Consider the following 24,493-nt stretch of genomic DNA (forward strand, 5'->3'; position numbering starts at 1 on the left):
GCAGGACGTGGCCTGCCCGTCAATCCGGGGGCTTAGCGGACCTCGAGCTTGCCGAGGGCGAAGTCGGGGTTGGAGAACACCTCGTCACCGGCGCGGTTGCGCACCGCGGCGCGGAAGCGCTGATCCAAGCTGGTGCCGTTGAAGACGGTGCCCACGGTGGCCGAGCCCGACAGCTTCAGCCGCACCGAGTAGAAGATGCGGCCGGGCAGGAGGCTCACGTCGCCCTGCGCCTTGCCCGCGCCGTCGAACTTCTGGCTCACGCCCGTATAGAGGACGCCGGACGTGGGGCCCGTGTCAGGCAGCGTCGCGGCCACCGCCTTGGGCGCCGCACCCAGGTTGAGCGCGTTGCCCTCCACCAGGAGGGTGGAGTCCGCCATCGCGCGGGTGGTGTCCAGCGGCAGGTTCATGCCGGCCGAGTAGATGCCACCGCGGGCGAAGGTGGCCGAGGAGGCCGTGGCGATCACCGAGGTGTTGGAGACCAGGTCCAGCTGCACCACGCTGGCCGAGGAGGCCGCCGTGTTCAGCACGACGCGCACCTTGCCCATGCCCGGAGTCGGGTCCGTGTAGACGAAGCCGTGCACCGCGGTGGTGCCCGAGCCGGAGACCGAGGCATCCCCCACCAGGGTCGCCGTGAGCTGCTGCGCGCCCAGGGTCTTGAAGGTGGTGGTCACCGTCGAGGTGCCGCTCTCGGAGCCCGTGAGGGTGAGGTTGGCCGGCAGCGTCGCGGCCGCGTCGGTGCTGCTGAAGGTGAGGCTGCCCGCGTACGAGATGGGGTTGTTGTAGGCGTCCTTCACGCTCACCTGCGCATCCACCGGGTAGCTGGAGTTGGCGTCGGGGGGCAGGGTGACGGCGATGCGCGGCGCGGCCGGGTTGATGGTCACCGAGGCCGTGCACGACCAGCCGCCCGTCGAGTCCGTGGCGGTGATCGTCTGGCCGCCAGCGGACACCAGCCGGGTGCCGAAGATGCGCGAGCCCTGGTCACTCGCCGGAACGTAGGCCGCCGCCGCCGGGATGGAGATCTGGGGGTGGGCGTCGGTCGCGGTGACGGTCATCGTGCCGGTGTACGGGGCCGAGATGTTGCCGAACGTGTCGCGCGCCGTCACGCGCACCGGCAGCGTGGTGCCCGCGGTGGCGGTGGTCGGCACTCCGGAGATCTCACAAGCCGTTGCGGCTGCTGCCGAGACGGCGAACGAGCCAGAGTCCTTCAGCTCGGCCCGAGCGGCGTCCACCACGGTGATGGTCTGCATGCCCGAGGTCTGCAGCGAGGCGAAGAATGTCCGGGTGCCAGCGTCCGCCTCGGTGAACGTGTAGGTGCTGGGCAGCGCCGCGCGGGAGTCCGTCGAGCTGAAGTGCACGGTCCCCTGGTACCCCGTGAGGTTGTTGCCGAACACGTCCGTCACCGTGACGGTGAAGGAGGCGGCGGCGCCAGCGGTGGTCGGACCGGTGCCGGACAGGGTGATGCGCGCGGCCAGCTCGTTGGACTTCACCTTCACGCTGTTGGTGGTGGCCGTCAGAGCGCCACCCACCTCCTTCACCGTCACCGTCTGGTCGCCCTGGGTGCGGAACGCCAGCGAGACCACCGCCACGCCCTGCGAGAAGGTCACCTCGGCAGGCTGCTCGGAGGCCGCGTCCGACGTGCTGATGCTCGCCTTGCCCGAGTACGCATGGGCGCGGTTGCCCTTCGCGTCGAGCGCGGTGATGGTGAGCGAGAGTGGCTCGCGCACGAGCGCCGTGGCGGGCAGTGCCGAGGGCGCGTAGGACACCGCCTGGCTCGGGCGCACCCGGAGCTCGGCGGTGGCCTTCACGTTGTCATTGTGGGTGTCCTGCACGGTGACGGTGTGCACTCCCGCCTTGAAGAGGGAGAGGCGGACCGTGGCGGCGCCGTTGCTCGCCTCGACGGCGGGGGCAGCCGGCGCGCTCGTGTCGCTGTGCTGGATGGCGAGCTGGGTGGCGTAGTCCGTGGTGACGTTGCCGAAGGCGTCCTGGAAGGACACCTGGAAGGACACCTCGGCGCCCGACTCGACCTCGGAGGGCAGGCCCGTCAGGTGCATCACGTGCGCCGCGCCGGCCTTCACGGTGAAGGGCTCGCTGGTGGTGCTGAACGAGCCGTGCATGCCGCCGCCCACGGTGCCGCTGGCGACGAGCACGCGCGCGCCGGCCGTGTGGAAGGTCACCGGCACCGTCTTCACGCCGTTGTCCGCGGCGGTGAAGGTGAAGTCGGCCGGGAGCTCCGCGGTCCCGTCATTGCTCACCAGGTGCACCGTGCCGGTGTACGAGGGCACGGTCGCGCCAGCGGCATCCACCGCCGTCACGGTGATGTCAGCCGGCGTGCCCGCGGTGATGGCGCCCGCCGCGACGAGCTTGAAGCCCGCGGCCGGCGTGGGGCCCACCGTGACGGTGACCGTCTTGGTGGTGACGCCCGAGCCATTGCTCGCGGACAGGGTGTAGGTGGTCGTCTCGGCAGGAGTCACCTCCACCTGGGCCTGGCCGGTGACATCACCCGGGCCGGGCTGGAGGGTGAGCTTGTCCGCGCCCTCGGCGGCGAAGACGAGCGTGGCGGAGGAGCCCTTGGCGATGGTGCCCGGCGCCGCCGTGAAGACGGACACGGTGGGCGCCTCGCCGCAGGCGGCCAGGAGGACGGTGCACAGCAGGAGGAGGTTCCGGGTCATGGGGCGGAACACGGTGGGGGGCTGGGTGTGGACGCTGTTCATGGCGTGCTCCCGAACTTGCCGAGGAGCGCGCTCAGGTCGGCTTCTTCGATGGTGGTGGGGTTGCTGGTCAGGTCCAGCGTGGAGTCGTAGCGCAGGTTGGTGGTGGTGGCCGGGGTGGTGCCCAGGCGGCCGGCCATGGCGGCCAGGTCGAAGTAGTCGACGATGCCGTTGCCGTCCCAGTCGCCGCTGCCCGGATTGGCGCTCGGCTCGCTCTTCGGGTGGACCTCCCACACGCCGCGGCCGTAGGTGGCCACGCGTAGCAGGCTGCCGTTGGAGGCGATGCTCAGGTCATAGACGCGCACCATGGGCAGGCCCGTGCCGTACCGAGCCCAGGTGTTGCCACCGTCGGTGGAGCGGTACAGGCCCAGCTCCGTGCCCGCGTAAATGGTGGAGTCGGTGGGGTCGCTCGGATCGAAGCGCACCACCCACACCGGGATGTTCGGCAGGTCGAAGCCGGTCCCGTTGCCGTGGAAGGGCACCCAGGTAGCGCCGCCGTCGATGGTCTTGAACAGGTGGCCCACCGCGTCGGAGATGGGACCACCGGCCAGGGTGGCGCTCGCCACGGACGACACGAGCCAGGTCTTGGTGATGTCGGTGCCGCCGAGGATCTGCGGATTGCGCGGGAGGGCCACCGACTGGATGAAGCCGAGCTGATCGAACCCGCCCGAGCCATTGGCCACCTGGAGGAGGGTGGCGCCGCCACGCAGCGAGACGGAGGTGCCCTTGTCCACCAGCAGGGCCGAGGTGCCGCCGCTCAGGGCCACGCCGTAGATGCGCGCCGACACGCCGTCCACGGTGTACGTGTGGGGCGAGGCGGTCGCGCCGAGACCGCGGGGACCTCGGACCGCATTGGCCACGTTGATGCCACTGGGGGTCAGCCGTGCGGCAGTCGGACGATCGGACACGGGATCCACGACGAGCCGCCAGAGGTTCAGGGAGGTGTGCGCGATGACCGAGCTCTGCGCGTCGAAGGTGGGGCTGTAGCGGATGAGGAACGGGTAACTGTCACCCGTGGGCAGCGTGAAGTTGGCGCGCGTGTAGTTGGAGGTCTCGACGCCGTTCTCGATGCGGGTCGCGCGGCCGCAGTCGCGCAGGCGCGGCTGGCAGTACCACCACTGGCCCTGGACGGAGATCCAATAGATGGGGTTCTGGCCACGAGGATCCCGCGACACGGCCGTGCCGATGCCGTCACCGCCGCGGATCTGATCCCAGTTCTGCAGGTCGAAATCGGCGATGAAGTACTCGTCGTCGAGCAGACGGAAGCGCGTGCCGTTGTCCTGCAGGCCGGAGAAGACGATGCCGGCATTGCCGAAGACGGGGTCACCGCTGCCCACCGAGTAGGGAAGGTGGGTGACGATGCCGACGTCGGGATGGTGCCAGGTGACCTGCGCGCCCGTGGGGGCGTCGAACACGTTTTGGGAGACGGAGATGCCGCCGTCCGTGCCGACGAGCGCCATGAAGACGCCGCCGATGCGCACGACGGTGGCCGTGTGCCAGTCCGCGTGCACGTACGGCAGGAAGCCCTCGGAGGTGAAGCCGCTACCGCCCTGGGGCAGCCAGTGGCCCATGTTCTGCCAGGTGGCGCCGCCGTCGATGGAGCGGGCGCCGCAGAGGTTGCCGCCGATGAGCACCCGGTCCGGGTTGGCCGGATCCACGCCGATGGCCAGGTCGTACCAGCTCTGATCATGGCCCATGTCGACCGTGGTGCAGTTGGTGCCGGCGGTGGGGTTGGTGACCGGCGTGCTCTTGGTGGCCACCACCGTCCAGGTGTTGCCACCGTCCACGCTCTTGATCACCGCGTTCGTCGCCGAGGCGGCGTCGTTGAGCGAGCCACCGATGGCGTAGACGACGGTGGCCGCGGGGTCCGTGGTCGGGCCGGCGGCCACGTGGATGTGGCTGATGTCGGTGGCGCCCGAGCCGGTCACGCTGGCCGGCAGGAGGTTGTTGGCGCGGGTCGAGACCCAGGTTGCGCCCGAGTCGGTGCTCTTCCAGAGGTCACCGTAGTTGCCCACGGCGGCGTTGGAGGCGCACTTGTCGGTGCTCAGCAGCCGGTTCTGGGTGCCGGAGGCCGGGTGGGGAGGCTGTCCGCCGGGGCAGGCATAGGCGCCGCTCACCAGCCACTGCGACTGGCCGTTCGCCACGCCCAGGTACACGATGCTCCAGGTGGCCTCGCGGACCGGACCCGTGGCCGTGGTGTTCGGCAGATCGATGAAGCTGAACGTCGCGCCGCCGTCCGTCGAGCGGTAGAAGCCGTCGTTGGCGGCGACGAGGATGTTGGCGGTGTTGGTCGGATCGATGCTGATGTCGCGGACGTTGCTGGTGATCGTCGGCTGGCCGTCCACCGGGTGCGTCGCGGAGAGGAGGATGGGGGCGCTCCAGGTCGCCCCCTCGTCGGTCGACTTCACCAGTCCGCCGCCCTGCTGATCGAACGCGTCACCCAGGCCGACCCAGATCGTCTTGCCGTCGATGGGGTCCACATCCAGGGCACCCACGGCGAGCGTGCCGAGCTGGTCGGTGATGGGCTGCCAGGTGGGGTACTGGCCAAAGTCGGAGGTCTTCCACACGCCGCCGCCGGACGTCGCGATGTAGACCGTCTTGGCATCGCCCGGCTTGACGCGGATCTTGGTCAGACGGCCGGAGTCGATGGACCGGTAGTAGGTGCCGTTGTACGAGGAGCGCGCCGTGGCCGGGCCGAGGTTCACCCAGGCCGCGGTGCCCTGGGGCGTCGGCGAGATGGCGGCGGCATCGCCGTTCTGCCGCGAGGGGGCCACCGCAGCGCCGCTCGGGTTGTTCCACTTGAGCGCCTCGGCGGCGGCGATCCGCATCAGCTGGTGGCTGTACTCGGGGCTGCGCGGGCCGATCTCGGCCTGGTTCGCGAGCCGGCGGAGCGCGGCGTCATCCTTCTCTTCTTCCTCGCCCTCGCTCGAGGCGTGGCCCTCGTTCTCCTCTTCCTCCTCGGGCCGCAGGCTGTCCATCCAGGGGATGTAGTCGAGCCCCTGCGCGAGCGCCTGCTCGGTCTTCGCGATGAGCGCGTTGCGGCGCTCCTGCTTCCAGTTGTTGTACGCAGTGACGACCTGGGGCGCGCACGCGGCGAGCCCAGCAACTGTCGTCACACCCAAGAACATCCACTTCTTTGTTTGCGACATGGTCACCCGGGGGGATGGAGCCGTACCTCTGCGGCGGGAACTGCGGGACTGCGGAACCGTGGACGCACACGCCTCGAGGCGCGGCGGGCGCACGCTGGACAGGACAGGTGCAAGGGAGAGCCGGGCGGGTGCTCAGCTCGGACAGGGGCGACAGCGGCACAGGGCCCTGGCGCCGCGGCGGGATGCGTTCGCGGGGGCCTGGGGGCGCCGCGTTTTCAAATTCTTGGACTGGTGGATGACTGCTCCCAACGCGTACGCCCCCGCTTCATGCTCGACACCTCAAAGGTGTTGAGTCGCGGCCATATGATGACCCGGATAATGTTTCATTGTGAATCCCCCCTGGTCTTTTCCGCCCGGACCGTCATTTCTGGCTTGTGATTTGAGAGCAAAGCTCCGGCCGGTATTCCTGGCCTTGGGGGTGGCCAGACAACACGTCCCCCAGGAAAAACGGACGGGCGGCGAAGGTGTCGCATCGAACATGGACTGGAGCGCTGCCGTGACCGGGGGCTGACCTACAATCGGCGCCCATGAGTCAGGACATCCAGGCGCTTTTCTGGTCCTACGGATATGTCGGGTTTTTTGTGGCGGCGGGGGAGCTGGCCCTGCGGCTGGGTCTGTCGCGTGAGCTCGCGCGGAAGATCATCCACGTGGGCGTGGGCTTCTGGATCTTCGGCTCGCTGGGGCTCTTCGAGAACCGGGCGCTGGCGGTGGTGCCGTCGGCGACGGCGGCGGTGGCCAACTTGTACATCCACCGCAAGCGGCTGTTGAAGTCGGTGGAGGCCGAGCCCGACAACCTGGGCACGTTCTGGTTTCCGGTGGCCTTCTCGATGCTGGTGTGGCTGGCGTGGGACAAGCCGGCGGCGGCTGCGGGAGGCGTCATGGCCATGGCCGTGGGAGATGCCCTGGCCTCGCTGGTGGGCCGGCGCTTCGGGCGCCACCGCTACGAGACATTCGGAGGGGAGCACAAGAGCCTGGAGGGCTCGCTGGCCATGTTCGCCGGGACCTTCGTGGCCGTGCTGGCCACGCTGACGTGGATGCCGGGCCTCGCGCCGGACATGCCGCGGGTTCCGCTGGCCATGCTGTGTGCAGTGGTGGCCACCTGCGCGGAGGCGCTTGGTACCAAGGGGCGCGACAATCTTTGGGTGCCGCTGGCCGCGGGGGCAGTGCTCTACCTGGTGCCGCCCGCGCACGCCTGGGGCCTTGGAGTGGGCTCGGGAGTGGCCCTCGCGATCGGCGTGGCGTCCTGGGCCCGGGGTTCGCTGAGCCCGAGCGGCGTGCTGGGCGCCATCCTCGTTGGCACGCCTGTTTTTGGGCTGGCGGGTCCGGTGGGGACCGCGGCGCTGCTCGGCTTCTTCATCTCCTCCAGCGCGCTCTCCAAGACATTCCGAGCCCGGAAGGCCAGCGTGGAGGAGGAGTACGCCAAGACGGGGACGCGAGATTTGGGGCAGGCGCTGGCCAACGGAGGAGTGGCTGCGCTGGCCGCGGTGCTGCTGGCCGTCACCGGAGATGCGCGCTACTCCCTGGCCATGCTGGGGGCCTTGGTCGCCGCCAATGCGGACACGTGGGCCACGGAGCTGGGCGTGCTCTCGCGCTCGCCGCCGAGGCTGGTGACCACGCTGCGGCAGGTGCCGCCCGGTACGTCCGGTGCCGTGTCGGGAGCTGGGCTGCTGGCTGCCACGGCGGGGGCTGCCTTTGTCGGTGGGGTGGCTGTGCTCGCCGGAGCCTCGTGGAAGCTCATCCCCTGGCTCGTGCTGGCGGGGGTGGCGGGCTCGCTGGTGGACAGCGTGTTGGGTGCCACGGTGCAGGACGTGCGCTGGTGCGATGCCTGCTCCCGAGAGACTGAGCGCAGGGTGCACCGTTGCGGCCGTGCCGCCCGGCCACTGCGTGGCTTCTCCTGGCTGGGCAACGACACCGTCAACGTGGTGGCCACCGCCGCGGGCGCTCTGCTGGCCTTCTGGGCGTAGCGCGCGGCTGGAGTGAAATGGACCGACCGGGAATCGAACCCGGCACATCAGGCGTGCAAAGCCCGATTCCGCCCCAGCGGCCAGCCCGAGAAAAAGAGAGTGGAGTCACCGGGAGTCGCACCCGGATCTCCGCCTTGCGATGGCGGCATCTTCCTGTTGGACGATGACCCCGTATACGCGAGCAGGGAGTCGCACCCTGATCTCCGGTATGTCGGACCGGTGCTCTGCTGTTGAGCGACTCGCGTGTCTGTCTATGGAACCCAAGTAGGGACGAGCAGACTCGAACTGCCGTCTCCCGCTTATCAGGCAGGTGCTCTACCCTTGAGCTACGTCCCTAGATGTCTGGTTGAAGCGATGGGTCGTCCCGTGAGGGAATCGAACCCTCATCGCCGGAGTGAAAAGCCAGCATCCTGAGCCGTTAGACGAACGGGACAGTTGCTTCAACCGTCATGCGAAATCAGACGAGAAATGATGCGGGTTCCTGACGGACGCTGTCTCGCGAGGGGCCGCCTGGTCGCCTGGAGGTGGACGCGCGCGTGCGGCCCGTGGCAGCGTTCCGCCAGCCATGACCACGTCCAACTCTTCAGATGAGCCACTCGCCGAGGTGATCGCCCTGGTGCGACGGGGCCGTCCCATCGACGCCATCAAGCTCTACCGCGAACTGACGGGCGAAGGTCTGAAGGAAGCGAAGGACGCCATCGAGCAGATCGCCGAGGGGCGGATTCCGCGCTTCTCGCCCAGGGAGGAGCGCGAATCCCTCTCGTCCGGGCAGCGGGCGGAGCTCGAGCGGATGATCGTCGAAGGGAAGAAGATCGATGCCATCCGGCTCCATCGCCATTTCGCGAACTCGGGCCTGAAGGAGGCCAAGGATGCCATCGAGGCCCTCGAGGCGAAGCTGCGTGAGGCGGGCTCCCTGCCGGAGGTAACGAGCCGGCCCCGCTCGCCCTGGCGCTTCCTGGGGTGGCTCCTCCTGGCACTCGTGGCCGGCGTGGTCGTCGCCGTGCTCAGCCAACGGGCGTAGGCCTGGCCTCGCCTCTGCCGGCGCGCAGCAGGTAGAGCCAGAAGAAGGCTCCCAGCGCGAGTCCCAGCGCGGCCTTCACCCACGAGGAGAAGAAGTCGCCGGGAGACACGAAGCCCTCCACCACGGCGATGAGGGCGAGGAAGGGCGCGCAGCCGAGCACCAGCTTCACGGCCTCGCGTCCGCGCAGCGCCAGGGCCTGTCCTCGAGGCAGCTCTCCGGGGTCGATGAGGGCCTGGCCCACCATGAGCCCCGCGCCTCCGGCGATGACGATGATGGACAGCTCCACCGGCCCATGGGCGGCGATGAAGTCGAACAGCTTCGGGCCCATGCCCTCGTGCACGCACAGGGCGGCCACCGAGCCCAGGTGCACACCGTTGTTGATGAGCACGAACACCGTCCCCAGCCCCAGCAGGATGCCGGAGGCGAAGGTGACGATGGTCACGGTGAGGTTGTTGGTGGCGATGCCCGAGGCCACCGCGTTGGGCGGTGACACCGTGAGGATGCCGTCCGTCCACATCTCCTTGCGGGCGATGAAGGCGCGCAGGTGCTCGGGGACGAGCAGCTCCGCACCGCGCGGCTCCAGCAGCACCACCACCGCCCCGAGCAGGATTCCCAGCAGGAAGAGGCCCGCGCTGGCGGCCACGAAGACGCCATTGGCGCGCAGGGTGCGTGGGAAGTCGTGGCGGAAGAACGCCACGGTTGAGGCCAGCCGCTCGCGCGGCGGCTGATAGATGGCGGCGTAGGCCTGGCCGCAGAGCTGGTTGAGGAAGCGGTGCACGTCCGTGCCCGCGTAGAAGGTCTGCGCATGTGCCAGGTCCGCGGCGGCCCGGCGGTAGAGGACGTCGAGCGTGCGCAGCTCCCCCAGCTGCAGGGTGCCCGCGCGCTGCCGGTCGAGCAGCCCCTTCAGGGCGTCCCAGTCGGGGCGGCGGCGGGAGACAAAGGCGGGCAGGGGCGCGGCCATGTCAGCGCTCCGTCTGGACGCGGGCCCTCAGGAAGGCCTCGATGCTCTGGGGGGAGGCGAGCACGGTGGCACGTCCGGCCTCGTCGAGGCCTCCGTAGCGCTCCACCAGCTTCGTCCCCAGGTGCTTCCGAGGCTCCGGCTCGAGCCCCGGAGCCCGGGTCAGGAAGGAGAGGATGAGCTCCTCGTCTCCCGGGGAGAGCCGCTCGGCGCGGGCGGCGGCGTGCAGGGACGCGGGCCCGGTGGCGGTGTACTTGTCCAGGTCGATGCGCTCCTCGCGCACCAGCAGCGTGCCGGCGAGCAGATCTCCCAACCGCCGATGCTGGCGCGTCAGCAGCACGCAGAGGCACCCGACCGCGTAGACGCCGGGAAGGGAGTCCACAACGCGCACCAGGTTCCGAATCGCGCTCTCCAGCACCCCCACGGGCGAGCCGTCCACGCGTACCACCCGGATGCCGACGAGACGCTTGCCCGGCGTCTGCCCGCCCATCAGCACCTCGGCCGCCGTCCAGTACACCCACTGCGTGGCGAACACCCCCACCACCAGCAGCGTCTGCGCCAGGCCAGACAGCCCCTGGAAGAAGCCGAGCACGTCGCTCACCAGGAGCGTGAAGGTGAAGTAGGCCACGGCCCAGAAGAGGAAGAGGAGGGCGAGGTCGACCAGGTAGGCGAGGCACCGGTAGCCGATGCCGGCCACGGGCAGCGAGAGCGAGACCCGCTCGGGTGTGGCGACCTCGAGACTGGGGGAGGTGACGGAGTCCATTCGTCCGGGGAGATTACCTGGAACGCGCCTGAAGGTCCGCCAGGGCAGGTGCCAGGGCGAGCACCCCATCGCGCCGCCCCCGCTGCACGCCTTGCTCGGGCATGGTCAAGGTCAGAAGGAACCCTTTCAACCCGAGGGAGGCGCATATGGCGGACACGGATCGGACCGGGACGGACATCAAGCAGCAGTCGCAGCGCACGGAGGACCAGGACCAGTCGCGGCGAGCCTCGGGGGTGGATCCGCAGGCCCGGCGTGAGCTGCGCAGTGAGACCCGGCGCAATCAGACCTACAAGGCCTTCTTGCGCAACCTGATGGTCATCGGCTCCATGAACGAGGAAGAGGCGGAGCGCGCCGCGGTCTCCATCCTCTGCGTCCTGGAGCAACGGCTCTTTGGCGAGGAGGCCGCGCACCTGGAAGCCCAGCTGCCTGGCAAGCTGAAGGATCTGCTGATTCGCTGCGAGCGGCACCTGGGCAAGCCGGCCAGCAAGTTCGGCAAGGAAGGCTTCATCCAGATGGTAGCGGAGGACTTGGGTGTGGACTCCTTCGAGGCCGAGAAGAAGATCCGCGCCGTCTTCACCGCGGTGAGGGATCAAGTCTCCGAGGGAGAGATCGACGACGTTATCGGCCAGCTTCCGGCCGACCTGCGCGAGCTGTGGCAGCGCGCCATCTGACCCACGAGGGGCCTGGAATGACGAAGGGGACTGGATGACTCCAGTCCCCCATTTTCATGCCCTCCCGGCCCTATTCCTGGCTCAGGCCTTCACCTTGCCCTGCTTGCCGGTGTCGCCGGTGCCTACCTGGATGCGCTTGGGCTGCATCTCGGGCTGCTTGGGCAACCGCAGGTGGAGCACGCCGTCCTTCAGCTCCGCGTTGACGTTGCTCGCATCCACGCCCTCGGGCAGCGTGAACGAGCGGGTGAACGAGCCGTAGCTCCGCTCGTAGGCGTAGAAGCGATCCGTGTCCTCCTGCTGCTCCGTCTCCCGCTTGCCGCTGATGGTGAGCCGGTCCCCCGTGAGCGTGATGTCCAAGTCAGCATCCTTCACGCCCGGCAGGTCCGCCTTGAAGATGTAGGCGTCCTTCGTCTCCTTCACCTCGAAAGCCGGGATGAAGCTCACCGAGGGCTCACCGCCACCCACCATGCGGCCCATCTGCTCGAATGGATCGAACCCCATCAACTCCCGCATCCGCTCGAAAGGATCCAACCCCCGCGTCCACCGTCCAACCGAGGATCCGCCTCCTCGACGCACTGGAAGATCTGCCATGACTGTCTCTCCTTGTGCTCGGGTCGTACCCACGCTGGGGTGCGGCCCCTACATTCAGGGTAGAACGGGGATGGAGCCGCACAAGGCACCCTCCAAGGTCGATCCCTGTCCGTTGAGCCATCCGTCTGTGGCCCCGGGAATCGCCTACCTCCGGACAGTTTCAGCCCTGTTGGGTATTGCCGTGCACAGTCAGCGGTAAATTGGCGTGGATCGGGACTGGACGTATGCCATTCCCATGGACATTCGTGGGGAGCCCCGGTCGCACGGTGGGTGAACCGGTGGTATGGATGGGTCAAATCTTTCCAATGGACGTCGGAGGTGCGACTCGGGAGAGAGCAAAAGCGTCAACAGGTAGTGGAAGGTGCTGGCCGGTAGGACGAACACTCTTGCGGATAGACAAGCCCGACCCACATCTGGAGCCGCGGGTGTCGCCAAGACCGGATGCAGTACGTCTCAAGGGTATTTGTACGCCATGACGGCTGGGGGGCCCTCGCATGGCAATGAATCAAGCGGAAGTGCGAGTTGGATTGTTGGAAGGACCGTGGGCGGCCTGGCAGGGACTGGCCGATGGGCTGAAAGGAGAAGGACTGCAGGTCCTGTGGGTGACCCGGGACGTGAGGACACTCCTGGACGGCATCGGGACGGATCCGCCTCAGGTGGCCATCCTGGACGTGGAGCCGGAAGGCAACGCGGACATGGGCTGCTCGGCGACGGAGGGGCTGAACCTCCTGCGTGAGGCGCGCAAGCGCCGGCTGGAGGTGAGGATGCTCGTGCTGTCCTCGGCGCATGCCCAGGACTTCATCTCCCAGTGCTTCGATGAGGGAGCTTCGGGCTACCTCTTCCGCCAGAGCCTGACCACCAACGCGGTCTGCACGGCGGTCAATGCCCTGGTGCGCGGGGAGAAGCTCTTCCCAGTGCAGCTGCTGCGCAACGACTTCGAGCATCCACCTGTGGCGGCGTCCACGGCGAGCGTGCTGCTCACCCTCACGCAGCGGGAGCGCGAGGTGCTGCAGTACGTGGCCGGAGGCGCGGACAACCTGAAGATCGCCGCGCACCTGCAAATCGCCGAGCGTACAGTGAAATCGCACGTGACGCAGCTGTATCGGAAGCTGGGAGCGGAGAACCGGACCCAGCTGGCGTTGCGAGCCTGTCACCTGGGAGTCCGGCCACCGCCGGACCTCTAGCGGAGGAGGAATCCGGGGACGGATGTCACTCCGTCGTCAGTCCCCGGTCATCCATTCGTCAGACCCCCCTGGCAGATCGTGGTGCGTGACACCACTGTCCCAGCCCCTTGAGGGCGCCAGGAGGAGGAGGGTGATGAACGGGGTTGTCGGGCTGGAGACGCCAGCAGGGAGTCTCGCGCTTCCAGCACCGAGGCGGTTGGAGCGGGAGCCCGGAAGGGCCTTCGCTCGTGTGCGCATCGGTCAGGTCCCGCTGGACATGGGGCGCCTCGACGAGGTGCTCGCGTGCATCGAGCGTCTCGTCGCCGGTGGGCAGGGCGGACACATTCTCACGCCCGATGTGGAGCAGGTCGTGCGGGCCGAGGGCGATGCGTCCCTGCGCGAGGCCCTCGCCACGGCGGAGCTGTCGCTGGCGGGCGGCACGGCGCTGGTGCGCGCGGCGCAGGTGATCGGCTCGCCGTTGCCGGAGCCGGGTGTGCGGTGGTTGCCGGCGCTGGTCGGGCTGGCGAGTGCGCGGGCGTGGCGGGTGCTCGTGGTGGCGGATCAGCCGGGGCTGGCCGAGTGGACCGCGTGCGCGCTGAGGGACAAGTACGGGCTGCTCGCCGTGGGCGTGGCCGTGGAGGAGGTGCCCGAGGACGGGCAGGGCCCGTGGGTGGATCGTCTGTGCGACCGCCTGGCCCTGACGCGGCCGGACCTGGTGCTGGTGTCCATGGCGACGCCGAAGCAGGAGCTGTTCTGCCAGTACGCCGCCGGGCGGTTGCAGCCGGCGGTGGTGGTGGGCACGGGCCTGGCGCTGGCGTCGCTGCTGGACAGGCCCTGGGCGCCCCGCCGTCGGTGGCCGCTGCTGGCCGCGGTGATGGCTCCGGTGCGGCGGCTGTTCCGGAGCCTGGCCTTCCTGCGTGTCGTCGCGGCCTCGCGGCGCTGACTCAGGAGGGCATGGCCAGGGTGAGCACCGAGGGCACGCGCTCCGGTGCCGCCAGCCGCAGCAGGCCGTAGCCGATTCCCGCCAGTCCCATCATCAGTCCCGGGGTCTCTGTACCCCGGGGCAGTCCGCAGAGCCAGCCGCGCTCCCGTCCCTGGTGGAGGATGCGGCCCGCGCGGTTCAGCGCGGCGCGGATCCACCGCGGCTCTCCGAGCAGCTCTCCCGCCAGGTACAGCGGCTCCACGTTGCCCAGGTCTCCGTGGCACAGACAGTGGCTGCCGCCGAAGCCCTCGCGCAGGGTGGTGGTGAGCGCCGTCTCGAGCTCCGCGCGGACCTCTACGCCATCCAGGTGCCGCAGTGAGCACAGCCTCCCGAGCGCGATGCCCGGAGCGCCATGGCACCACGTCAGCATGAAGCCGGCGACCTCCTCCGGGGCACCGTCCTGCTCGCGGAGATCTCTCCAGTTGCCGCGCTCCGGTACGAAGAGCGCGCGCTCGTAGGTGAGCGCCTGGTGCGCCAGCTCCCGGAAGCGCGTGTCACCCGTGGCGGAGGCCAGCTCCAGCAGCGCATAGGCGATGCCCGCCGCGCCGTGGGAGAAGCCCGACAGGGGCTGCTGTCCCGCGGGGCCCTTCCAGCCTACGCCGCCTTCCGGGCATGGCTGGGCTGTGACGAGGAGCCGCTCGCCACACCGTCTCGCCGCATCCAGCAGGCGTGAGTCTCCAGTCCGGGCGTGGAGCCCGAGCAGGACGAGCGCGCATCCCGCGGAGCCGCTGAGGAGATCCAACCGCGTGTCGGCATCGATGAGTGGCTCCAGCGCGGGGATTCCGGCGAGCACGTCGTCCAGCAACTCCGGCTGGTTCCAGAGCGAGGCCAGGTGGGCGAGCACATACGCGGAGGAGGCCCGGCCGACATAGGCGCCCACGCCCGCATCGCTCGGGTCGGGGTTGCGCCAGGCGTCCCGGACGGTCTCCAGGCCCGCGCGAGCGAGCGCCTCGAAGTCCGTGCGTCCGGTCTCCCGAGCGAGGTAGGCGAAGAAGAGGGTGAGCCCGCCAACGCCCTCGTACAGGTCCGCCCCCATGGGCGAGAGGCTCCAGCGCCACTGCCCCAGGTCCTCCAGGCTCATGCCAATCCAGGAGACGTCCTTGCTGCCCCGGATGGCCTTGGCCGCGAGGTCCTCCCCAATCGTGACGGCGGCGGCGAGGCAGTCCTCGCGCGAGGCGGGTGGAACGGAAGGTGAGGGGCGGGTGCGAGGGGCAGGCCGCGCGGTGCCCCGGCTCTTGTCGATGGAGACCATCGACTTGCGGATGAGGGAGACCTGCCAGGCGCAGTCCTTCTCGCTCAGCCGAGCGAGTCGCTCCTGTACCTCGGACAGACTGTCGCGCGGGAAGTAGTCGCGGATGCACTCGCCGGTGCTGCTCCACAGGTGGCGTTGGCCGGGCCGCGTGGCGAACAGGGGGACGTCCCCGAGTCGCAGGTCCGCATGCTCGAAGGGGACGAGTCGCCGCAACGCGGGCACGAGCGAGGCCTCTGCCCAGAGGTTGTCCAGTACCTTGTCGCGCTCCAGGCCCTCTCGCAGGAAGTCGGGGTGGACGCTCTCCTGCAGCAGGAGGGCATAGCGCTGGGTGGCGCGCACGATGTGGCGGACCTCCACGTCGGCGAAGGCCTGGAGGTGGGAGCCGAGCACCTCGCGGTGCTCCCGAAGGAGCCGGTACGTCTCCTCGAAGCCCTGGACGATGTCCTCGGTGAAGTCGGAGGCGTCCACCGGTTGGCCCTGGAGCTGGGGACGGTTGCTGGAGCCGGACGTACGGCCCTGGCGACGCACCATGCGCATGGTGTCTCTGTTCGCGTCCTCCACCATGGGCACAGCGTGGGGCGAGAGCTGTCCTGCCTCTCCACCCAGCCCGCTCATGTCCACTCCGGCGCGTCCCGCCCGGCCAAAGATGAGCATGGGCAGCATGCCTACGGAGATGATGGAGCGATCCAGCTCGGCCCAGGCGCGCTGCATGGCCGACTCGCCCGCGTCCATGACCAGCCGCTGGTGGAAGAGCGCCTCCAGGTCCACGAGCACGGGGTACTCGCCCGCGGCGATGAGGTTCTCCAGGTGGAAGTCCACGGCTGCCAGCAGATGGAGCAGGGCCAGTGAGCTGCCCTGCCGCCAGTAGAAGCGCTGGAGGGCCTCGCGCGAGTCACAACCCGAGGCCTCCACGTACTCGACCCAGCCATGGGTGCCGCGATCCAACACGGTGAGCACGCGGTGCGGGTGGTGTGCTCCCCACCCATTCAGGGACTGGAGGAGCTCCTGGAAGCGGACGTCCACCGCGAGCGACTTCGGCTTGTAGACGAGCTTCAGGCCGGAGCTGAACTTCAGCAGGACCACGCTCCGGCCCTCGCGGTGCAGATCCGAAACGCCGGACTGGAGGCCGGCCAGGGAACCGATGTCCTGGCCGCCGAGAAAGGCCTGACCAAGCTGCTCGCGCTCACGGGCCAGGCGCTCGAGCAGCTCCAGGCTGACGGTGAGCCACCGCTCGGTGCTGGTGGCCAGCAGCCGAGCAAGCACTGGGTACTCCTCCAGCACGGCCATGAGCACCCGCGGCTCCTGGAGGCGCACGGTGCAGAAGTGGTGGAAGCGCTCCTGGGGGGTGTCACCGGGAAGCTCATCCATGACCCGGGCCACGTTGAGCTCGAGGATGAGGGTGCGGTTGGACAGGAACTGGAGCCGCCGTGCCAGCCCCTCGAGCAGAGAGGCCTCGGCCTCGGGCGACAGCAGCGGGTTCTCCAGCCCATAACGGGCCTGCAGCGCGGCGGTGACGGTTCGCAACCTCGCGGCGGCGATCCGGATGAAGGGCAGGAGGAATCCAGAGAACGCCAGCCCGGGCTGCCCCGGACTGGCGGGAGGCTGAAGGGAAGCGGGCAGCGGCTCTCCGGCGTGCCGCTGCTCGATGACCTCCTCAATCAGGGACACCCAGGAGCCACTGTCCTCGATGCCTTCCTCCTGGCTTCCGGCACGAACGAGGATTTGCAGGAACGCGTCCCGATCGAGCCCGATGCTCTTCAGCCGCTCGTCGAGCGTCGCATCGTCTCCCGACATGAGCTGTCGCCAGGCGCTCGCCCGGCGCTCTGCTTCCTCGAGTCCCGGCTCATTCCCCGGCACCGGGTCTGCATTTTTCGCGGTGGCCCGCTCGTGGAGGAACGTCGCCTTCTTCCAGGGAAAGACAGGGGGAATGACTTGCATGTGAGGTCACCTGGTGTGCGGGGAAACGGTCAGGCCACCTCTTCGGGGCGGCACAAGACGATTCCGCACGTCGGCTGGACGGGGCCGGTACACCCGGTGGAGGGCTCCAGGGCCGCGCGCAGTCCGCCGATGATTCCGGTCAGCGCGCCCTCATCGAGCTCGGTCAACGCCTTGCCCGAGGGAGACTCGGGGAGGGAGGCACGCTCCTCGGCGGAGAGGCTGGCGCGGAAAGCAGGGTCCTTCCAGGCACGGACAATCGATTCCTTCTTCATGTCATTCACTCCAGGGTTGGGACCGGGCGTCCACACCCGGCACCTGGTTGGAGTGGGAGGGTCCCGGATGTGACAGGGGGAACGGGGCCCTCGAGCGTGAACTTGACGTCACTCGCGCCGTGCGGCCACCTTGAGCGGATGAAGAAACTCGTCAACGCCCCGCGCGCGGTCGTGGGGGAGATGCTCGAAGGATTGGTCTCGCTCTCTCCGGAGCAGGCGTTGCTGGAGGGCGAATCCGTGGTGATTCGCGCCGACATTCCCGCCGACGTCCATCGTCGCGAGGTCGCGGTGCTCTCCGGAGGTGGCAGCGGACACGAACCGGCCCATGCGGGCTACGTGGGCTCCGGCATGCTGCACGCGGCGGTCGCCGGGGATGTGTTCACCTCGCCGAGCACCGACGCCGTCCTGGCCGCGATCCGCGCCGTCGCGGGTCCAGCGGGGGCGCTCCTGGTCGTGAAGAACTACACCGGGGACCGGCTGAACTTCGGCCTCGCCGCCGAGCTGGCACGCGCGGAGGGCATCCCGACGGAGGTCGTCATCGTCGCCGACGATGTCGCCCTGCGTGACACCGTCGAGCCCGAGCGCCGCCGGGGGATCGCCGGGACCGTCCTGGTGCACAAGGTGGCTGGTGCCGCCTCCGCCTCGGGTGCGTCGCTCGCGGAGGTCGCACGGGCAGCTGCCGCGACCGCCGCCGCGCTCGGCACCATGGGTGTCGGACTCGGCGCCTGTACCGTGCCCGCGGCGGGCCGGCCCGGTTTCACCCTCGGCGAGGGGGAGATGGAGCTCGGACTGGGCATCCATGGTGAACAGGGCGTGCGGCGCGTTCCGCTGCAGCCGGCCGATGCGCTAGTGGACACCCTGCTGGCGACCATTCTGGAGGATCGCCGCATTGGCTCCGGTGATCGCGTGGCCTTGCTGGTGAATGGGCTGGGTGGCACGCCGCCCATGGAGCTGGCGATCATCGCCCGTCGCGCTCTGGCCGTGCTGCGCGAACGAGGTGTCCTCGTGGAGCGGGCCTGGAGCGGCTCGTTCCTGACGGCGCTGGAGATGCCGGGCTGCTCGCTGACCCTGTTGAGGGTGGATGACGAGCGGCTGCGCTGGCTCGACGCGGCCACCACCGCACCGGCCTGGCCGCGCAATGGCAGGATCGCCCCGGCACGCCGCATCCAGCCCGTGGCGCCCGCGCCTTCTCCATCCGGGGCCGTCAACGTAGCGCATCCTGAGATGGTCCGGTTCAAGCAGGCGGCCCTGGCGATCGCCGATGCATTCGAGGCGGCCGAACCGCGCTTGACCGAGCTCGACAGCGCGGCGGGGGATGGCGATCTCGGCATCAGCCTGGCGCGCGGTGCGGCGGCTCTGCGCGCGCTGCCCGAGTCCTCCTGGTCGAGTCCCACCCGGGCGCTGACGGCGATTGGCAACGCCATGCGTCGCAGCATCGGCGGGAGCTCCGGGCCCTTCTACGCCACCGCGTTGCTGCGCGCCGCCCGTCACCTGGCGGAGGGGCGGCAGGACGCGACGGCCTGGGCCGAGGCCTTCCTGGCCGGTGTCGAGGCCGTGGCGGAGCTCGGTGGCGCTCGTCCTGGAGACCGCACGATGCTCGACGCCCTGCGTCCGGCCGCGGACACCTTCGCGCATGAGCTGAAGGCTGGCCGCTCTCCCGCCGAGGCGTGGGAAGCCTGTGTCCTGGCGGCGGAGATGGGCGCGGAGGCCACCACGCGGATGAAGCCGCGACTGGGACGTGCCAGCTACCTCGGCGAGCGCGCTCTCGGTGTCCCCGATGCCGGGGCAGTGGCCGCCGTCGTCTGGCTGAAGTCTCTCTCTCAATCCATCGCGTGACGCCGCCGGGCGTCGTGAAGTGGGCCCGTCATATTTCGTAATGATTCAGGCCCAAATGCTTGCGGAACCAATTGATGACCCTGGGGCAATTATCCTCGGGCCCGGGGATTTGGGGCAGAACAGGCCATCTCCCGCCGCGGCGCGAATCCGGCTGAAATCAACCGGTTGCACGGAGTGGATGTAAAGCCTGTGTACGTTCAGGGCCGTGCGGGCTGTGACATTCATGCTCCATCCTGGTTTCTGGGAATGTGCGGGAGAAGAGGGAATTCATCGGGTTCATGAGTTGGCCCGATACCTGCTCTAGGGGAACCGCGTCTGGCGGCATCTCGTCGCCGGCCAAAGGAGTCCCCCCGTGTTGCGTACGCGTTTCCTTGCTGCAGCGCTGTTCGCCCTTCCCCTCGCCGCGTGCGACGTAGACAACTCCCAGCTCCCCGAGGGAGCCCAGAAGGCCGAGGAGGCGGATTCGTTCGGTGACGTCCAGGCCGCGCTCGCCGCGCTGCCCTCCGCCAAGGTGGTGGGTGCTGACGAGAAGGGCCTTCCCTTCATGCTCACCGGCAACCTGGGTACCGCTGGCCAGGGCCTCGCCGTGAACCAGGCGCTGCCCTCCATCGCCGCTGTGTTCCGCCTGAACGCCTCCGACCTCGTGGCCAAGCGCAGCCGCGTGGACGAGCAGGGCGTCACCCACATCCGCTATGGCCAGATGAAGAACGGCCTGCCGGTGGTGAACGAGGAGCTCGTCTTCCACGTGGACTCCAACGGCATCATCACCGCCGTCAACGGCACCGCGCACGACGGTGAGATCGTCTCCTCCAAGGCGACCATCTCCCCCGAGGCCGCCGTGATCTCCGCCCTCGACGCCACCACGGGCCGCCACCTCGCCTCCGAGGGCTCGCGCCTGGTGTACGTGCGCTCCAACCAGGACGGTAAGCTCAAGCTCGCCTTCGAGGTGACGGTGACGGGCGAGGGTTCGGAGTCGCCCATCCGCGATCTCGTCTACGTGAGCGCGAAGGACGGCTCGCTGGTGCAGCGCAACTCGAAGATCCACACCGCGCTCAACCGCAAGGTGTACTCGGCCAACAACGGCTCCAGCACGCCGGGTACCCTCAAGCGCTCCGAGGGCGGCGCCGCCACAGGTGACGCGCACGTCGACGGCAACTACGACAAGCTGGGTGGCACGTACAACTGCTACAAGAACAACTTCAACCGCGACTCGTTCAACAACGCGGGCGCCACGCTCACCAGCACGGTGCACTACAGCAGCAACTACGTGAACGCCTACTGGGACGGCACCCAGATGGTGTACGGCGATGGCGACGGCGTGAACTCGGGCATGCTCGGCCTGTCCGCGGACGTGACCACGCACGAGCTCACCCACGCGGTGACCGAGTACGAGTCCAACCTCACCTACTCGGGTGAGTCCGGCGGCCTCAACGAGGCGATGAGCGACATCTTCGGCGCCTACTGCGAGAGCTACGCCTCGGGCACCTGGGCCACCACCAACGCGGTGTTCATGGTCGGCGACGACATCTGGACCCCGGCCACCCCGAACGACGCGCTCCGCTACATGTACGATCCGGCCAAGGACGGCGCCTCGCTCGACTACTGGACGAGCAGCTCTGGCAGCGTGGACGTGCACTACAGCTCGGGCATCGCCAACCTGGCCTTCACGCTGCTCTCCAAGGGCGGCACGCACCCGCGCGGCAAGAGCACCACCGTCGTTCCGGCGATCGGCGTGCAGAAGGCGGGCGCCATCTTCTACAAGGCCAACACGGACTACATGACGGCCTCCACCAACTACGCCCAGGCGAAGACGTACACCGAGCAGGCCGCCACGGCCCTCTACGGTGCGGGTTCCGCCGAGCTGGCCGCCGTGACGGCGACCTGGACCGCGGTGGGCGTGGGCGTGGTGGTGCCGCCCCCGACGTCCCTCCCGCTGACCAACGGCGTGGCGAAGACGGGTCTGGGCGCCTCCACGGGCAACGCGCTGTACTACTACCTGGACGTTCCGGCCAGCAAGGCGTCCACCTACGTCCTCAGCGGCGGCACGGGTGACGCGGACCTGTACGTGAAGGCGGGCGCCACGCCGACCACGTCCTTGTACGACTGCCGTCCGTACCTGAGCGGCAACGCCGAGACGTGCAACATCGCGGCGAAGACGGCGGCCACCCGTATCTACGTGATGGTTCGCGCCTACAGCACCTTCTCGAGCGTCTCGCTCAAGGGCTCCTACACGCCCTGATCGTTGAAGCCAGATTGAGCTGAACGGGCCCCTGGGAGGCATGCCTCCCGGGGGCTTCGTCTTTTCCTGACGTGCGTGGAGGTCAGCCGGGCTGGGGGGAGACGCTCACATGACCTCGAGCGGCTCGGGAGCCGGGCAGCACGCAATGATTCCGCACGTCAGTTGCTCCGGACCGGTACAACCGGTGGCGGGCACCACGGCGCGCAGTCCGCCAGTGATTCCCAGCAGCGCCTCTTCATCGAGCTCGGTCAACGCCTTGCCCGAGGGAGACTCGGGGAGGGAGGCACGCTCCTCGGCGGAAAGGCTGGCGCGGAAGGCGGGGTCCTTCCAAGCACGGACAATCCATTCCTTTTTCATGTCATTCACTCCAGGGTTGGAGCCGGGCGTCACACCCGGCACCCGGTTGGAGTGAATGGAGCCCTGATGTGACAGGGATTTCTGACGTCTGGCTGAAGCTCAGCTCACTCCTTGACGATGGGCGGCGTCATCGCAATGCAGCGTGGACCGCCAACCGTGTTGCAGATGAGGCGGAAGCTGATGGGGCATCCAATCGAGGTGTTGGGAGGGCAGTGGCCACCCACGGCACCATCCAGGTCTGTCTCGTCGAGCTCGCTCATGGGTCTGCCAGAGGGGCTCTCCGGAATCTCTGTGCGCTGCTCGGCGGTAAGGCTCGCGCGGAACGCCGGGTCCTTCCAGGCCCTGACAATCATTTCCTTCTTCATGACACCTATTCCTTGTGGCCGGGCACTCATCGAGCCCGTCATCCAGGTAGAGGTGCGTGAAGAAGTCGTGAGGCATCCGTGCCAGCAGGCGTCGAGGGTGTGGGTCGGAGACCTTCCGGACCACACGATTCCACACGAGTTGAAAGTCCGCGGACCTCGGCGAAGGCCGTTCCCCAGCGCGGCAGCGCCAGGCGGGGCTGTCACTGAAAAATGAGTTTACCCGTTTTGTTGGAAAAGTTTACTATCGAATAGTTTCGGGGGTGCTCAGGGCGCCCCCTCTTGATTTCTAGGGCAGGGCGATGCCGGTGACGCTGGATGTGGTGCGGCCGTGGAGCATGAGCGATGGCCTCTCGCTGGGGCTCTACCTCGTGGCGGTTCCCTCAGGAAGGGTTCTCTATGCCAACCAGCGGTTCTGCCAGCTAGGAGGTCTCGAGACGCTGGAGGAGCTCATCCGGCAAGGGGAGGCCACCCACTCGCGCATCCTCCACAGCCTTCCGGCCACCCACGCGGAGGCCCTCTTCCAGACGCAGCTTTCCCCCTGTGGACAGCCCCCCTCCGAGCGGGAAGAGCGCCAGGTGGCGCTTGCCGATGGACGCATGCTCCGCCGCATCTCGACGCCCGTGTGCGATGCCGCGGGCAAGGTGACCTGCCAGTTGTACCTGTTCGAGGATGTCACCGAGCGCACGCGCGCCGAGGAGGCCCTCCGGCGTTCGGAGCAGAGCTACCGCAAGGTCATCGAGAACGGTCCCGAGGCCGTCTTCGTCCACACCGGCCAGCGCTTCATCTACGTCAACCCGATGCTGCTCAAGGCGCTCAGATATGAGGACGCGAGCGAGCTCATTGGGCAGCCCATCTTGACCATCGTCCATCCGGACGATCGCGAGCTGGTGCGGCAGCGGATCCACACCGCGGCGGATCTGGGTGAGCTGGCCCCGCTGCGAGAGATTCGCTACCTGCGGCGGGACGGCACCTGGTTCGACGCCGAGAGCACGGGGTTGCCCATCGAGTTCAATGGGGCGAAGGCGGTCGTGGTGATGGCGCGAGACGTCACCGAGCGCAAGAGGATGCAGGCCCAACTGCTACAGACGGACCGGTTGTCGATGGTGGGCACACTCTCCGCCGGAGTCGGGCATGAGATCAACAATCCCCTGTCCTACGTGCAGGCCAACCTCTCCCTGGCGCTGGAGTCCACGAGGCAGCTCGTCAAGGAGGGCGTGGAGGCTGGGCTCGGCGGCCCGGATGCGCAGCGGCGGGCCGAGCAGCTCCGGGAGCTGGAGACCCTGCTCCAGGAGGCCCACGAGGGAGCCCTCCGGGTGCGCAACATCGTGCGCGACCTCAAGAGCTTCTCGCGCCAAGAGGAGGTAGAGCGGAGGACCGCGGTGGATGTGCGGGAGCCCCTCGCCTTCTCCCTCAAGATGGCGGCCAGTGAGCTGCGCCACCGTGCTCAGCTCATCACGAAGTATGAGCCTGTCCCTCTGGTGCACGCCGACGCGTCCCGCCTTGGACAGGTCTTCCTCAACTTGCTGATCAACGCGGTGCAGGCCCTCCCCGAGGAGGGCTCCACCCAAAACACCATCACCGTTGGGGTCCGGCTCGATACGAGCGGCCGGGTCGCCGTGGACGTGAGCGATACCGGCGCTGGCATTCCTCCCGAGGTGCTCGCGCGCATCTTTGATCCATTCTTCACCACCAAGCCGGTGGGGAAGGGGACGGGGCTGGGCCTGTCCATCTGCCATGGGATCATCCGCGGCTTCGGCGGGGAGATCTCCGTCCACAGCGAGGTTGGGCGCGGTACCACCTTCACCGTCCTCCTGCCGGCGATGCAGCCGGTGGCGGCTGCTGCCTCGTCTCCGGACTCGCAGGTGAGCCGCTCCGAGCGTCGCGGGCGCATGCTGATCATCGACGATGAGCCGCTGGTCGCACGCTCGCTGTCGCGGCTCATTGGCCGGCAGCATCATGTGACGGTGGCGGTAACCAGCCAGGATGGAATGGCGCAGCTCACTTCCGGTGAGCCGTTCGACATCATCTTCTGTGATCTGATGATGCCGGGCCTCACGGGCATGGACATCTATGAGCAGCTGCGCGAGTGCAGGCCTGAGCTTGCCCCGCGCTTTGTCTTCATCACCGGGGGTTCCTATACCCCGCGCGCACGCCAGTTCATGGAGGCGGTCCCCAACGCCTGGATGGAGAAGCCCTTCGATGTGCAGCAGCTCCGGCGTCTGATTGGGAAGGTCCTCGAGACCTGATGCGTGTTTCTGGAGTTT

General features: G+C 68.5%; 17 protein-coding genes and 5 tRNA genes. 8 read left to right on the forward strand and 14 right to left on the reverse strand.

Annotation, left to right across the window (positions count from 1 at the left end; genetic code table 11):
- Positions 1-32: 32 nt before the first annotated feature.
- Positions 33-2,711, reverse strand: coding sequence for a hypothetical protein (locus OV287_RS22285; RefSeq protein WP_267536053.1), 2,679 nt, complete (start codon positions 2,709-2,711; stop codon positions 33-35).
- Positions 2,708-5,824: a beta propeller repeat protein gene (locus tag OV287_RS22290; protein ID WP_267536054.1), complete on the reverse strand. Its 3,117-nt coding sequence runs from the start codon at positions 5,822-5,824 to the stop codon at positions 2,708-2,710. Before OV287_RS22290 ends, OV287_RS22285 begins: the two co-directional genes overlap by 4 nt.
- Before the next feature lie 560 nt (positions 5,825-6,384).
- On the opposite strand from OV287_RS22290, the gene OV287_RS22295 reads away from it, so the two are divergent.
- Positions 6,385-7,821, forward strand: a complete 1,437-nt coding sequence (locus OV287_RS22295) for a DUF92 domain-containing protein (protein ID WP_267536055.1) — start codon at positions 6,385-6,387, stop codon at positions 7,819-7,821.
- A gap of 18 nt (positions 7,822-7,839) precedes the next feature.
- On the opposite strand, the gene OV287_RS22300 is transcribed toward OV287_RS22295, so the two are convergent.
- The 5 genes from OV287_RS22300 to OV287_RS22320 form a co-directional block, all read right to left on the reverse strand.
- Positions 7,840-7,908: transfer RNA gene (locus OV287_RS22300), tRNA-OTHER, on the reverse strand.
- Positions 7,909-7,921: 13 nt separating this feature from the next.
- Positions 7,922-7,992, reverse strand: a tRNA-Ala gene (locus OV287_RS22305).
- A gap of 3 nt (positions 7,993-7,995) precedes the next feature.
- A tRNA-Val gene (locus OV287_RS22310) sits at positions 7,996-8,066 on the reverse strand.
- Positions 8,067-8,086: 20 nt separating this feature from the next.
- Positions 8,087-8,157, reverse strand: a tRNA-Ile gene (locus OV287_RS22315).
- Positions 8,158-8,181: 24 nt separating this feature from the next.
- Positions 8,182-8,254: transfer RNA gene (locus OV287_RS22320), tRNA-Glu, on the reverse strand.
- A gap of 132 nt (positions 8,255-8,386) precedes the next feature.
- Here OV287_RS22320 and OV287_RS22325 point away from each other — a divergent pair.
- Complete coding sequence (locus tag OV287_RS22325; protein WP_267536056.1) at positions 8,387-8,842, forward strand: ribosomal L7/L12 family protein; 456 nt, start codon at positions 8,387-8,389, stop codon at positions 8,840-8,842.
- On the opposite strand, the gene OV287_RS22330 is transcribed toward OV287_RS22325, so the two are convergent.
- Both OV287_RS22330 and OV287_RS22335 read right to left on the reverse strand, forming a co-directional pair.
- Positions 8,826-9,803, reverse strand: coding sequence for a stage II sporulation protein M (locus tag OV287_RS22330; RefSeq protein ID WP_267536057.1), 978 nt, complete (start codon positions 9,801-9,803; stop codon positions 8,826-8,828). The two genes, OV287_RS22325 and OV287_RS22330, sit on opposite strands and share 17 nt — an antisense overlap.
- Before the next feature lies 1 nt (position 9,804).
- Positions 9,805-10,563: an RDD family protein gene (locus tag OV287_RS22335; RefSeq protein ID WP_267536058.1), complete on the reverse strand. Its 759-nt coding sequence runs from the start codon at positions 10,561-10,563 to the stop codon at positions 9,805-9,807.
- A gap of 146 nt (positions 10,564-10,709) precedes the next feature.
- Here OV287_RS22335 and OV287_RS22340 point away from each other — a divergent pair, with 146 nt between their 5' ends.
- Positions 10,710-11,234 carry a DUF2267 domain-containing protein gene (locus OV287_RS22340; RefSeq protein ID WP_267536059.1) on the forward strand — a complete coding sequence of 175 codons (525 nt, stop codon included), beginning with the start codon at positions 10,710-10,712 and terminating at the stop codon, positions 11,232-11,234.
- An 81-nt stretch (positions 11,235-11,315) separates the two neighbouring features.
- Here the strand turns inward: OV287_RS22340 and OV287_RS22345 are convergent, their stop codons facing one another.
- Positions 11,316-11,825 (reverse strand): Hsp20/alpha crystallin family protein, encoded by a 510-nt coding sequence (locus OV287_RS22345; RefSeq protein WP_267536060.1) that lies wholly within the window; start codon positions 11,823-11,825, stop codon positions 11,316-11,318.
- A gap of 494 nt (positions 11,826-12,319) precedes the next feature.
- Here OV287_RS22345 and fruA point away from each other — a divergent pair, with 494 nt between their 5' ends.
- A complete protein-coding gene (gene fruA / locus OV287_RS22350; RefSeq protein WP_267536061.1) occupies positions 12,320-13,009 on the forward strand; it encodes a response regulator transcription factor FruA in 690 nt (229 codons plus the stop codon).
- Between the two features lie 133 nt (positions 13,010-13,142).
- A complete protein-coding gene (locus tag OV287_RS22355) occupies positions 13,143-13,931 on the forward strand; it encodes a WecB/TagA/CpsF family glycosyltransferase (protein WP_267536062.1) in 789 nt (262 codons plus the stop codon).
- 1 nt (position 13,932) lies between these two features.
- Here OV287_RS22355 and OV287_RS22360 read toward each other — a convergent pair whose 3' ends face one another.
- Together OV287_RS22360 and OV287_RS22365 are read right to left on the reverse strand one after the other, a co-directional pair.
- Positions 13,933-17,160, reverse strand: a complete 3,228-nt coding sequence (locus OV287_RS22360; RefSeq protein WP_267536063.1) for a type 2 lanthipeptide synthetase LanM family protein — start codon at positions 17,158-17,160, stop codon at positions 13,933-13,935.
- Positions 17,161-17,189: 29 nt separating this feature from the next.
- A complete protein-coding gene (locus OV287_RS22365; protein ID WP_267536064.1) occupies positions 17,190-17,432 on the reverse strand; it encodes a mersacidin/lichenicidin family type 2 lantibiotic in 243 nt (80 codons plus the stop codon).
- 138 nt (positions 17,433-17,570) lie between these two features.
- Here OV287_RS22365 and OV287_RS22370 point away from each other — a divergent pair, with 138 nt between their 5' ends.
- Both OV287_RS22370 and OV287_RS22375 read left to right on the forward strand, forming a co-directional pair.
- Positions 17,571-19,268: a dihydroxyacetone kinase family protein gene (locus OV287_RS22370; protein WP_267536065.1), complete on the forward strand. Its 1,698-nt coding sequence runs from the start codon at positions 17,571-17,573 to the stop codon at positions 19,266-19,268.
- A gap of 352 nt (positions 19,269-19,620) precedes the next feature.
- A complete protein-coding gene (locus OV287_RS22375; RefSeq protein WP_267536066.1) occupies positions 19,621-21,507 on the forward strand; it encodes a M4 family metallopeptidase in 1,887 nt (628 codons plus the stop codon).
- A gap of 105 nt (positions 21,508-21,612) precedes the next feature.
- On the opposite strand, the gene OV287_RS22380 is transcribed toward OV287_RS22375, so the two are convergent.
- Both OV287_RS22380 and OV287_RS22385 read right to left on the reverse strand, forming a co-directional pair.
- Positions 21,613-21,864, reverse strand: coding sequence for a mersacidin/lichenicidin family type 2 lantibiotic (locus OV287_RS22380; protein ID WP_267536067.1), 252 nt, complete (start codon positions 21,862-21,864; stop codon positions 21,613-21,615).
- Between the two features lie 104 nt (positions 21,865-21,968).
- A complete protein-coding gene (locus OV287_RS22385) occupies positions 21,969-22,229 on the reverse strand; it encodes a mersacidin/lichenicidin family type 2 lantibiotic (RefSeq protein ID WP_267536068.1) in 261 nt (86 codons plus the stop codon).
- A gap of 299 nt (positions 22,230-22,528) precedes the next feature.
- Here OV287_RS22385 and OV287_RS22390 point away from each other — a divergent pair, with 299 nt between their 5' ends.
- On the forward strand, positions 22,529-24,475 hold the full coding sequence (locus OV287_RS22390; protein WP_267536069.1) for an ATP-binding protein: 1,947 nt from the start codon (positions 22,529-22,531) through the stop codon (positions 24,473-24,475).
- The last annotated feature ends 18 nt before the right edge of the window (positions 24,476-24,493 follow it).

The organism is Archangium lansingense (assembly GCF_026626635.1).
In the GTDB taxonomy this organism is placed as follows: Bacteria; Myxococcota; Myxococcia; order Myxococcales; family Myxococcaceae; genus Archangium; species Archangium lansingense.

Excerpts from the sequence above, each read along its gene's own strand:
- OV287_RS22285 (WP_267536053.1), bottom strand. The coding sequence starts at position 2,711 with ATGAACAGCGTCCACACCCAGCCCCCCACCGTGTTCCGCCCCATGACC.
- OV287_RS22295 (WP_267536055.1), top strand. The coding sequence starts at position 6,385 with ATGAGTCAGGACATCCAGGCGCTTTTCTGGTCCTACGGATATGTCGGG.
- OV287_RS22325 (WP_267536056.1), top strand. The coding sequence starts at position 8,387 with ATGACCACGTCCAACTCTTCAGATGAGCCACTCGCCGAGGTGATCGCC.
- OV287_RS22330 (WP_267536057.1), bottom strand. The coding sequence starts at position 9,803 with ATGGCCGCGCCCCTGCCCGCCTTTGTCTCCCGCCGCCGCCCCGACTGG.
- OV287_RS22335 (WP_267536058.1), bottom strand. The coding sequence starts at position 10,563 with ATGGACTCCGTCACCTCCCCCAGTCTCGAGGTCGCCACACCCGAGCGG.
- OV287_RS22340 (WP_267536059.1), top strand. The coding sequence starts at position 10,710 with ATGGCGGACACGGATCGGACCGGGACGGACATCAAGCAGCAGTCGCAG.
- OV287_RS22345 (WP_267536060.1), bottom strand. The coding sequence starts at position 11,825 with ATGGCAGATCTTCCAGTGCGTCGAGGAGGCGGATCCTCGGTTGGACGG.
- fruA (WP_267536061.1), top strand. The coding sequence starts at position 12,320 with ATGGCAATGAATCAAGCGGAAGTGCGAGTTGGATTGTTGGAAGGACCG.
- OV287_RS22355 (WP_267536062.1), top strand. The coding sequence starts at position 13,143 with ATGAACGGGGTTGTCGGGCTGGAGACGCCAGCAGGGAGTCTCGCGCTT.
- OV287_RS22360 (WP_267536063.1), bottom strand. The coding sequence starts at position 17,160 with ATGCAAGTCATTCCCCCTGTCTTTCCCTGGAAGAAGGCGACGTTCCTC.
- OV287_RS22365 (WP_267536064.1), bottom strand. The coding sequence starts at position 17,432 with ATGAAGAAGGAATCGATTGTCCGTGCCTGGAAGGACCCTGCTTTCCGC.
- OV287_RS22370 (WP_267536065.1), top strand. The coding sequence starts at position 17,571 with ATGAAGAAACTCGTCAACGCCCCGCGCGCGGTCGTGGGGGAGATGCTC.
- OV287_RS22380 (WP_267536067.1), bottom strand. The coding sequence starts at position 21,864 with ATGAAAAAGGAATGGATTGTCCGTGCTTGGAAGGACCCCGCCTTCCGC.
- OV287_RS22385 (WP_267536068.1), bottom strand. The coding sequence starts at position 22,229 with ATGAAGAAGGAAATGATTGTCAGGGCCTGGAAGGACCCGGCGTTCCGC.
- OV287_RS22390 (WP_267536069.1), top strand. The coding sequence starts at position 22,529 with ATGCCGGTGACGCTGGATGTGGTGCGGCCGTGGAGCATGAGCGATGGC.